The sequence below is a fragment of the Gracilimonas sp. genome (assembly GCF_031581265.1).
GTDB lineage: Bacteria > Bacteroidota > Rhodothermia > Balneolales > Balneolaceae > Gracilimonas.
Genome location: NZ_JAVLBQ010000021.1, coordinates 42,200 through 52,826, shown reverse-complemented (window position 1 = coordinate 52,826; position 10,627 = coordinate 42,200). Strand labels below are relative to the sequence as shown.

The window sequence follows — 10,627 nt, the reverse complement described above, 5'->3', positions numbered from 1 at the left end:
TATTAAGGAGGGAGAGTTACCTGCTTTGGTTCAATCAAACAGTGAGCATGATCAGAGTCGTTTTATTACACAGGCTGTGTTACAACTTAGGGAGCAGGGAAGAGAACTCAATGAAATGGCGGTGTTATTTCGAAATGGACGTGATTCTTTTGACCTGGAAGTAGAGCTGAATCGTAAAAATATTCCTTTTGTGAAGTACGGTGGACAAAAATTCACGGAAGCGGCTCACATCAAAGATGTATTGGCACATGTCCGGATTTTGGTGAACCCGATGGATACCATAGCCTGGAACAGGGTGTTGATGCTGTTAGATGGCATCGGCCCAAAAACAGCTCAGGATTTGTTTGAATGGATACGGCTTGCCAAGAATCCTTATCGACTGGATCTGTCAGATACTACCAGTAAATCATATATAAATCAGCTGAAAGTGCTCAGTAAATTACTGGTAGATTTGAAAGAAAAAGAGCACTCCGTACCAAAAGTGATAGAATTAATTGTGGAATACTATCGTGATTTTTGTAAATCAAGATACGATGATTATCCAAAGCGGCTTAAGGATTTAGAGGCTTTTATTAATGTTTCTGAAAGCTTTACATCATTGTCCAAAATGCTTGAAGAACTGGCGCTTGATCCCATCACGGCTACAGCTGTTGATACCGAACAAAAAACCAAGGAAGAAGCCCCGTTAATTCTCAGCACCATTCATTCTGCAAAAGGATTGGAGTGGAAACATGTATTCATTATCCAGTGTTTGGATGGCATTATTCCATCTACTTATTCCGTGGACGATGAGGAGCAGCTTGATGAAGAACTTCGACTTCTTTATGTAGCGGCCACACGGGCAGAAGAGATGCTTTATTTCAGTTATCCTGTGTTAGGTCAGTCTGCTTATGGTGATTACTTTACTCAACCATCTCGATTTATAAAAGAAATGAATGATGAATTGGTGGAAGAATGGAAGCTCATTGAAGAGGAACAACAGCAGCAAATTGATGAAGGAAAACAAAAGCAACTTCCTGAATAGTGTTTCGTAGTTGATAACTCAATTAATAGTAGACCTTACAACATGCAAAAAACCATTCTCACGATTCTTCTACTTTTGTTATCCCAGTTAGTATTTGCCCAGGGATTCAACTCTTCAAATGGAAGGAATCACCCCGAATTAAACTGGAAAGTGGCTGAGACCGAGCATTTTCTGATTATGTATCCGGAACGAATTTCAGGTATTGAAACAAAAGCAGCTGCTATTGCTGAGGCTACTTATGATGCTCTTTCGAAGAATCTGGAAGTCAATTTTGATTATAAGATCAGGATTTATTTATCGGATGAAGATGAAATAAACAATGGCTTTGCAGTGCCTTTCAGTAGATCATATACAGATATATGGGTAAATCTGAATGACTACAGTGAGATATGGACGGGAAGTGAAAAGTGGCTGAGGAAAGTTGTAGCCCATGAGCTTGCACATATTTTCCATTTTGAGGCGGTCAAGCCTCCGATAGGTTTGCTTCAAAATATCTTTGCCAATCCGTTGCCCGGCTTTTGGACGGAAGGACTTGCCCAGTACGAAACCGAATACTGGGATTCACAAAGAGGTGATCGGTGGCTGCGTAAGGCAGTTTTTGATGATGACATGAACTATAATTCCGGACAGGCCCTGGAAGATGGCCGGCTAAGATACGCTCTTGGCAATTCTCAGTTGAGATATTTCACTGAAAAATATGGAGACAGCACATTAGTTGATCTGCTTCAGCAGAGGGAAAAGTTATTAGGTCTCATCCCATACCATGATTTTTATGCTGCTTTTGAAGAGGAGGTAGACGGAGGCTATTCTTCTTTTTATGATGACTGGCGAAAGCATACTAATGTCTATTACAACACGGTAGCTTCACAAATGGAACGGGTGGATTCACTGAAAGGAGATCGACTTAATTTCCCGGGCAATTTTTACTTTGATGCTGCTGTAAGTCCTAATGACAGCTTGGTTGCAGTTTTGGGATATCCATCGATGGCAAGGCCGGTTAAAAGGCTTTACTTGATTGAAAATGATTCTACTCAAAGTTCTAAAGTGTTGGCAGAGGGAGATATTAATGAAGATTTAGCTTGGGATGCAGGTAGTACTAAACTTGTCTATTCTCGGACGGTTCGGGGTGAGTATTCCTCTTTGCTGAATGATATTTTTATCTATGATCTTGAGGCTGGAGAAGAAGAGCAAATTACTTTCAGCAGAAGGGCTAAGTTTCCCGTTTTTGGCCCCAATGAAGATGAAATCTCCTATATCGTAAATGAATCTGGTACAGGTAACTTATTTGTCCGCAACCTGAATACTGGTGAAGAAAAAAGAATCACTAACTATACAGGTGACATTCAGCTGCTTTGGACCGTTTGGAATGAAAAGAGAGGTCATTGGTTAGTTCACAGGTTTAATGATAATGGGGAAAGAGAACTTATTGCGATTAATATAGATGGAACTGAAGAAATTCTGCAAATCAATGATGAGCACATCAGAGCACCCGTCTTAAGTCCTGAGGGTAATAAAGTGGCATATATATCACTCAGGGATGAAGTACCCAATGTATTTATCTATGACTATGAAAGGGCTACAGAAGAACGATTCACTCAAGTATTCACCGGGGCAGAAGTATTTGGCTGGATAGCCGGTGATTCAACTTCCTCAGAAAAACTACTTATTGGTGCATCAGAAAACAGGACAAAAGACAAATTTCATCTTGTACCACTTGAACGAAATTTCAGTGCCAACGATGTACAATTGCCAACCGAGTATGCAAGCTGGCGAGCTAAAAACCCACCACATTTTCTCGATTCAAATATTCCAGCAAACGAAGATTTGATTAGTAAAAATTACGAGTACTCCTCTTTTAAAAACCTCACACACGTTGTTTCCTTTGGTTTACCATACTACGACAATCCAGATGACTGGGGCTTTTTTGCAACCACCAATTGGTCAGAGCCTTTAGGTAAACATACCTTAGAGGCTGGAGGATGGGTTTCAGTGCCAAATCCAGAATATAAATCCTATGGGGCAATTTCATATCTGAATAACCAGTTTTACCCATCAGTATATTTCAATGTGTACAGAATACCGGAAAACGGCCAATTTTATGGGGACCAGTTTTTGATTGAAGAATACACTGGAACAGATATATTGATGGAGTGGCCGATTGACAAACTTTCGGGTTCGTATCAAAACAGCTCTATTTCAGCTCAAGTTCGACATTACAGCACCCGCCCGATGGACAGGAATAAATTCGACAACTTTAATTTAATTCCATCCCCCGAATCAGCAACCATAACTGATTTCTCACTTGGTTTTGAAGTTAAGAAACAACGTCCCTGGAGGCATAATGTCATTCACCCTTTAGATGGTTCAGGGCTGAAACTTGAACTAACCGGTTCAGAAAAAATAGCAGGATCTGAACGTGCATATCTGGAGACCGATTTATCTGCTTATACTATTTTACCTTTTATAGGAATGAACCGATTATATATTGGAACAAGATTTCAGGCTCAATGGGGAAATCCACTTCCACAAAATTATATAGGTTTTTCCCGGTATGATAATGTTAGCTTAAATATCTTGGATGAAATTCCACTACAATTTTTTGGGGATAATGAAAGAGTCAGGGGCTTCCGTGATTTTGTGGCGGGAGATAAAAGCTTATTTGTCAGTGCAGAGTATCGAATTCCTTTTTTACCTTCTCTAAATACTGAAATTCTTGGTCTTATGAGTTTAGGAAGAACAAGTATAGCCTTATTTACAGATACAGGAATTGTGTACAATGCAATAAGTGAATCAGGTTCAACAGGAGATATTAGTCGTTGGGGAGCCGGGGCTGAACTTAAGAACAGGATTTCATTATTTGGCCTAAACTTTGTTCACGGTGTTGGAGTAGCACAACCGACAAAACAGCTATTTGGAGATAATAATACAGAAGTATATTACCGGATTAAAACCGTGGTACCATTCTGATAGTTTGTTTACGATTCTTCCTCTTTCATAAACTGCCGTTGTTGATAGATATCGTAGAAAAGCCATGCAATAGGGTAAATAGGAATTAAAACAGCTAAAATGATTTGCCAGGAATTTGCTTTTTTTTGCCCCCCATCATATGGCAGAGTTATACCTGCAATTCCGGCTACCCAAAAAATGAATAACACGAATAAAAGGATGGCCAAAAATAGGGCACCAAAAAATCCGAAACTCTCATAAAAGCTTTGAAGCATGGTAAATTAAGTGCTGAATTATGCGTATATTTATTGCTTGTTTAATCTAAGAATCTAACACGTAAAATGCTTCCAGTAGTTTCAATAGTAGGGCGTCCCAACGTCGGTAAATCAACATTTTTTAATCGACTGATTGGCAGGAGGAAAGCCATTGTTCACGATGAATACGGTGTAACCAGAGATCGGCACTATGGTGAGACATTTTGGAATGGCCGCGATTTTAATATTATAGACACAGGCGGATATTTACCGGATGAGATGAATGTGATTTCTGCGGGTATCCGGGAACAAGTACACATTGCTTTAGAAGAATCTGATGTAATTCTTCTTGTAGTTGATGTTGAGACCGGTATCAATACGTTGGATAAAGCTGTCGCTTCTTTATTGAGAGAAGAGAATAAGCCCGTAATAGTAGTTGCAAACAAAGCTGATAATGAAGAACGCAGACTTAATGCGAGTGAATTTTACGAGCTTGGTTTTGAGGATTTATATCCCATTTCCTCACTTAGCGGCATGGGTACAGGTGACCTGTTAGATAAAGTCGTAGAATATTTACCGGAATCGCAGCCTGAACCTGAAAATGAAGTTCCAAAACTGGCTTTTATCGGCAGACCAAATGTAGGGAAAAGCAGCCTTTTTAATGCTTTACTGGAAGACAATAGAGCTATCGTAACCGATATTGCCGGAACCACTCGCGATTCACTAAACAGTAATCTTCACTATAACGATAAAGACTATGTTTTAGTTGATACCGCCGGGCTCAGAAGGCGTACTAAGGTGAAAGAAAACATTGAGTTTTATAGTACTGTAAGGACGGAAAAAGCTATTCGGGAATGTGACATTGCTATTTTAATTGTAGATGCAATGCAAGGTTTCGATGCTCAGGACAAGCGGGTTCTTAAAGAAGCTGAAAAATTCAATAAAGGTCTTGTAATCGTATTAAATAAATGGGATTTAGTGCCTGAAAAGGACACTAATACCGTTAAGGAATTTGAAGAATACATTTATTCCAATGTACCTCAACTTTACTATGTTCCTATAGTTACTATCTCAGCTCTCAATAACAAAAGAATTCATAATGTGTTAGATATGGCAGAAGTTGTTATACAGGAACGAAAAAAAGAAATATCCACTTCTGATTTTAACGATTTCCTTGAGAACATGCTTGGTGAGAAGCCGCTGCCTATGAAAAGGGGACAGCAGTTAAAAATCACGTATGCAACACAGGTGAAGAGTGAGCCTCCGGTTTTTAAATTCTTTATGAATAGTCCGCATGACTTGCCGCCAAATTATCGTAAATACATAGAAAATAAAATCAGGCAACAATATGGTTTTATTGGTGTTCCGATAACAATGGTATTTCGACAAAAATAAAATAGAAAAGCTGATAAATAACTTTGATGCTAAGGCTACAATGGTTTATTTTTCAGCGCTAATTACTACATAGAAATCGATTCTAATTGAATGGCTAAGAATCTCGAAAATCCGACAGTAAACGCTCTAAGCGATAACTATAAAAAGGAAAGAAAACTCAATTTCCTTGAAAAGCTGTATATACCCGAAATATTGAAAGGTCTTTGGTACACGCTGAAACAAATGTTCCAGCCTACCTTTACCCTTAATTATCCGGAAGAGAAATGGGATCCGCCCGCAATTTTCAGGGGGAGACCGGTATTGGTTGAAGACCATGGAAAGGAGAGATGTGTGGCTTGTGGTTTGTGTGCTCGGGCTTGCCCGCCATTGGCTATAAGTATGCAAGCTAAAGAGACTGAAGATGAAAAAGAGCGCTATCCAGACTTTTTCGAGATTAATATGCTTCGTTGCATTTATTGTGGTTATTGCGAAGAAGTTTGTCCCGAAGAAGCTATCGTTATGAGTAAAGATTATGATATCGTATTTGAGTCTCGAGAGGATGCCATTTATGATAAAGAACGGCTCTTGGTGCCAAAAGAAGATTTAGAAGATCGCTTAGAGTACTTAAAGAATTATAGAAATCAACAATTTGGATCTTTTTGGGACTTCCAGGAAGAAAATAATATTCATTCGGTAAGAGACAGGGATCGAGACTGGAATACCGGATTATCTCTGGTAGATATGATTGAGCAACAAAAAAATAATGACTCAACTCCCGCTTCCGACAGCTGGTCTGCATAAACCTTCATAACCGAATGGAAATAAAACAAAGCCAAATTGATTCTTTAATCGATGATGTAGCATACCTCGAACATGAGGCTGAAGCTCTCAAGTATGTAATAGAATCGGTTCCATATACTGAATCACCTCCTGGAGGGCGCTCCATCGCTGAAATTCTGATGTACTTAGATCATGCACAGCAGAATTACTATAGAAAAGTAATTGAGGATTCTTATAAAAGTGTTCGTCCCATAAACCTCAATTCATATGCCGATCCTAACGAGACTTTTGAAAAGGATGAAGAGCTGGCAAAAGATATTCAGAAGCATCTTTATAAAATTTCAAAACATAGAGTAGCACTCTTAAATTTAATTAAGAATATCCAGCTAATTGACTGGGAGAGAGAGATTAGCCGTGGTCGTGATACCATCACTCTTTATGAATTCACTTCTCAAATGGTAAGAAAAGAGCGAAGTACACTCAAAGAAATTGCCGACCTCGTCATGACCTATCAAAACGGTAAACAAATGCAGCGAGAGCTTGAAAGCCGAAATACCGAAAAGTAATGGGAGCAGTCAATTGGATTGAATTGATTGTTTTATTGACGTTTAGCGGTGTTTTTATTTTGCTTATCAAGAGACTTTGGGCCTCAAGATCACTTATCTATTTATATTTTGGTTTAGCTTCTTTGGCTATCGCTATTCCTTATTTTACATTATCGTTTTCCCTTTCAACAACATTTAATATCTTGGAATGGGGGAAATTAATTTCCATAACCATCTATATAAGTGGTTTACTTGCCTTAGTTAGAGAGTATAAGCCTATTTTTGCACGATTTCCGGCTTATCTTACAGCTTTGCCTTTTATAAGTATTTTATTTTTTCCACTAATTATTGACACAATCGTAATAAGGAATCTGATTAACGCAATTTACCAGGGTGGAGCAATAGTCGTAACTATTTTAGTGTTTACCCTTAATAATGCCAGAAAAACAGGAAGAAGATACTACACGATTGGGTTGAGTATGATTTTATTGGCTTATGCAGGATATTGGTTTTACTTCAAGACGTCGAATACTGACAATCTAATCTGGATATCAGAAATAGTACTCTCAATGGGAATTTTAATAACTCTATATAGATTTATAAGATCTACAGATCAAAACAAAAATACATAGAATGAAAAAAGCACCTGATTTTTCCTTAAAAGATACCAACATGAAAGATGTTGGCTTACAAGATTTCAAAGGAAATAAAAATATAGTACTGCTGTTCTTTCCATTGGCTTTTAGCAGCGTATGCACTGATGAATTGTGTACAACACGTGACAACATGAAAATATATGAATCTTTAAATGCGGAGGTATTGGGCATCAGTGTGGACAGTATGTTTACCTTAAAAGCATTCAAGGAATCAAACAATATAAATTTTACGCTTTTAAGCGATTTCAATAAAGAAGTAAGTGGAAAGTATGAGGCACTTTACGACGATTTTTATGGTATGAAGGGAGTATCTAAAAGAGCTGTATTTTTAATCAATAAAGAGGGAAGAATAGTATACAGTGAAATTTTAGAAGACGCAGACAACATACCGAACTTCAGTAAAGTTCAGCAAGTATTGGCCGGTTTAAATTAGGTTGATATGTGAAGGGCAGGAGTTGATAATATTAAAATAATAAAATCCGAAGATATTATAATAACGCTACTTTACATAATATAAATTATAGGACTTATATACACTAATCAATTCGATTGTATTTATATAAAATTATAGTGGAAGTTTTTGCCAACCATTAGTTACTTTAACACTGTAATAATTGTACATAGAGGTTTGGATGAATTTAATTATAGTTGAAGACGACAAAGTTCTATCGCTTTTACTTTCTAAAATGATAGAACGGTTGGGTTATGAAGTTTTAGCCATTTCCACTAAAGGAAAAGATGCTACTCAAAAAATAAAAGAGTTGCAGCCGGACCTTGTGTTAATGGATATTATGCTCGAAGATGAAATTGATGGCATTGAAGTTATGACTTCTGTCAGAAGTGATGCTTTGGATATTCCTGTTATTTACATTACCGGCAATTCTGATTCCGTTAACTACGAAAGAGCCCAGAAAACCGGATTCATTGATTATCTCATCAAACCGGTAAGTTTTCAAGATTTAAAACAATCCATTGGTAAAGTATAATAAAAAAGCCCTGAAGCATTATCAGGGCTTTAATCTTCTTTGTTCAGGGATTTTTTAACTATTGGATTCTTTTAATGTAAAATTAATGGGCATACTGTATTTAACTAATACCGGACGTCCTCTTTGCATGCCTGGTACGAATTTTATTTTCTTAACCGCTTCAAGGGCTGCCTCATCACATCCCCCTCCAATACCTCTTACTACCTCAGGGTCATTAACGTTTCCTTCTTTATCTATGATAAACTGCACAATAACCCGACCTTCAATACCTGCTTTACGAGCCATTTCAGGATAAGTGATGTGTTTGTTAAGTGATGCTATACCTCCAATCAATTCAGGCATTTGCTCAACTATAACAAATACTTCTTGTTCAGGTTCTTCCTCATTAGATGGTGGTGGTGGCGGTGGCAATTCCATAAATGTTTCTTCTAAATCCAACTCAGAATCTAAATCTATGAACTCATCATCCAAGATTTCATCATTCGGAACTTCAACAGGAATTTTAGGCCTTGGTGGCGGCGGAGCTTTAAGTTCTTGTTTTGTCTGAACTATTTCTTCAATAAAAACTTCTTCTTGTCTATCGATGACTATAGATTCATCATCTCCTGATGTATAGATATTCATTTTAGAAGCTGAAATAAATATTAAAAGAGATAAGATAAATCCTATTTCAAGGCGTATTAAATATCCTTTCTTAAGATCATTTTTTCTATCAATTATTTTTACCGGACCTCGCATAGTAACCTCCTTATGTTTTGAGAAGTTACCTAAGGATATCAAACAACCGTGAAGATCTTATGAAGCTTATTTATTGTAATTATCTGGATTTACAACAACAGAAAGAGCACTTTTGCTTACTTTAAAATTGTAAGATGTCTTATCCCCTGCTTGCTCTCCATCAGCATGTGCTTTCGTCTTAAATTCTGTATTAACGCTACAGCCCAATGAAGTTGATAAGACTTTGACCACATCTGTACGAAAAGAATATCCCAGCGAAAGTTTTATAAACTCTATTAATAACTCAATCCTGGAAATATTCCTCACCATAATAATTTCTACTTCTCCATCATTATTAATTGATCCGGGTGAGATTTTGTACTTTCCTCCCTCTGTTTTGCCATTGGCTATAGTTACCATCCATATCTTTTGATCAAGAGTACGTTTCAGCTCTGGAATTTTTATTCGGGCATTAAATGGTTTAGCTAATAGTAAGGCCTTTAGTCCGCCAAAGAAATATTTATATTTCCCGTTCTTAATTCTTGATTTAGAAGAATAGAAATTAGTTAAACCGTCAACCCCGATACCAAAAGTATTTACAAAATACCCCCATTCTGATTGTACAGAATCAATATTGGTTGTGAAGTTATTTAATAAAGTATCGAAATTTTGCTCGAAATTATGATTCAGCCCAATATTCTGAGCAAAATCATTTCCACTTCCCAAAGGCAGAACTCCCATCACAGAATCGGTTTCTATAATGCCGTTAGCTACTTGGTTTACGGTTCCATCACCTCCACAAGCAACAATATGACTATATTCTTTTGCCTTGGCTGCTGCTATTTCAGAAATAGAATCCTCTTCATCTATGTAAATAAATTCAACGTGAGCCAAGTTAGAATTAATGAAAGCTTCTTTTGACCTGAATAATTCTTCTGATCTTCCAGCATTCGATGAACAATTGATAAGGAAGCAATATGTACGATTTCTGTTCAATCGAAGTGTTTCACATTAATTGAAAAAGTTCCGTCCTTGGAAGACTTGAGCTTTATTTTATCAATAATTGTGTCAATTGCAATTTCTCCTTGTATCGCCACAAATTCAAAACCATCTTCCTTGATTTTCTTAATAGGGCTTTGGATTCGAAGCGGGTCTAAAACCAATAACAAAACGTTATCAGATTTATCAAAGTAGTGGTTGATAATATCTTCGGCTTTATTTCCTGCAAAAGACCGTATATATCCATCCGCGTATTCAAATGAAGTCGGTTTAAGGCTTGATTCCTGAGCAATATTTCGCCAATCTTCTTGCCTGAGAGCTATAAAAAGTAAATTTAAATCCAATT

Annotated in this window: 12 protein-coding genes; 8 read left to right on the top strand and 4 right to left on the bottom strand. The window is 37.3% G+C overall.

Features of this window, described 5'->3' with window-relative positions:
* Both RI561_RS08885 and RI561_RS08880 read left to right on the top strand, forming a co-directional pair.
* Positions 1-1,024: ATP-dependent helicase (locus RI561_RS08885; RefSeq protein WP_395079881.1), on the top strand; the 1,024-nt coding region annotated here is incomplete at its 5' end.
* A gap of 42 nt (positions 1,025-1,066) precedes the next feature.
* On the top strand, positions 1,067-3,991 hold the full coding sequence (locus RI561_RS08880; protein WP_395079880.1) for a hypothetical protein: 2,925 nt from the start codon (positions 1,067-1,069) through the stop codon (positions 3,989-3,991).
* An 8-nt stretch (positions 3,992-3,999) separates the two neighbouring features.
* Here RI561_RS08880 and RI561_RS08875 read toward each other — a convergent pair whose 3' ends face one another.
* Positions 4,000-4,245, bottom strand: a complete 246-nt coding sequence (locus tag RI561_RS08875; RefSeq protein WP_395079879.1) for a hypothetical protein — start codon at positions 4,243-4,245, stop codon at positions 4,000-4,002.
* Between the two features lie 66 nt (positions 4,246-4,311).
* Here RI561_RS08875 and der point away from each other — a divergent pair, with 66 nt between their 5' ends.
* The 6 genes from der to RI561_RS08845 all read left to right on the top strand — a co-directional run bounded on the left by der (position 4,312) and on the right by RI561_RS08845 (position 8,565).
* Positions 4,312-5,619: a ribosome biogenesis GTPase Der gene (gene der, locus RI561_RS08870; protein ID WP_395079878.1), complete on the top strand. Its 1,308-nt coding sequence runs from the start codon at positions 4,312-4,314 to the stop codon at positions 5,617-5,619.
* 90 nt (positions 5,620-5,709) lie between these two features.
* Positions 5,710-6,399: a NuoI/complex I 23 kDa subunit family protein gene (locus RI561_RS08865; protein ID WP_395079877.1), complete on the top strand. Its 690-nt coding sequence runs from the start codon at positions 5,710-5,712 to the stop codon at positions 6,397-6,399.
* A 14-nt stretch (positions 6,400-6,413) separates the two neighbouring features.
* Positions 6,414-6,944 (top strand): hypothetical protein, encoded by a 531-nt coding sequence (locus RI561_RS08860; RefSeq protein WP_395079876.1) that lies wholly within the window; start codon positions 6,414-6,416, stop codon positions 6,942-6,944.
* Positions 6,944-7,555 carry a hypothetical protein gene (locus RI561_RS08855; RefSeq protein WP_395079875.1) on the top strand — a complete coding sequence of 204 codons (612 nt, stop codon included), beginning with the start codon at positions 6,944-6,946 and terminating at the stop codon, positions 7,553-7,555. Before RI561_RS08860 ends, RI561_RS08855 begins: the two co-directional genes overlap by 1 nt.
* 1 nt (position 7,556) lies before the next feature.
* Positions 7,557-8,012, top strand: a complete 456-nt coding sequence (locus tag RI561_RS08850) for a peroxiredoxin (RefSeq protein WP_395079874.1) — start codon at positions 7,557-7,559, stop codon at positions 8,010-8,012.
* 199 nt (positions 8,013-8,211) lie between these two features.
* Positions 8,212-8,565, top strand: a complete 354-nt coding sequence (locus RI561_RS08845) for a response regulator (protein WP_395079873.1) — start codon at positions 8,212-8,214, stop codon at positions 8,563-8,565.
* 54 nt (positions 8,566-8,619) lie between these two features.
* Here RI561_RS08845 and RI561_RS08840 read toward each other — a convergent pair whose 3' ends face one another.
* The 3 genes from RI561_RS08840 to RI561_RS08830 all read right to left on the bottom strand — a co-directional run bounded on the left by RI561_RS08840 (position 8,620) and on the right by RI561_RS08830 (position 10,625).
* Positions 8,620-9,303: an energy transducer TonB gene (locus RI561_RS08840; protein WP_395079872.1), complete on the bottom strand. Its 684-nt coding sequence runs from the start codon at positions 9,301-9,303 to the stop codon at positions 8,620-8,622.
* 66 nt (positions 9,304-9,369) lie between these two features.
* Positions 9,370-10,278: a diacylglycerol/lipid kinase family protein gene (locus RI561_RS08835; RefSeq protein WP_395079871.1), complete on the bottom strand. Its 909-nt coding sequence runs from the start codon at positions 10,276-10,278 to the stop codon at positions 9,370-9,372.
* Positions 10,275-10,625 carry a DUF952 domain-containing protein gene (locus tag RI561_RS08830; protein WP_395079870.1) on the bottom strand — a complete coding sequence of 117 codons (351 nt, stop codon included), beginning with the start codon at positions 10,623-10,625 and terminating at the stop codon, positions 10,275-10,277. The genes RI561_RS08835 and RI561_RS08830 overlap by 4 nt, the downstream gene beginning before the upstream one ends.
* Positions 10,626-10,627 lie beyond the last annotated feature (2 nt).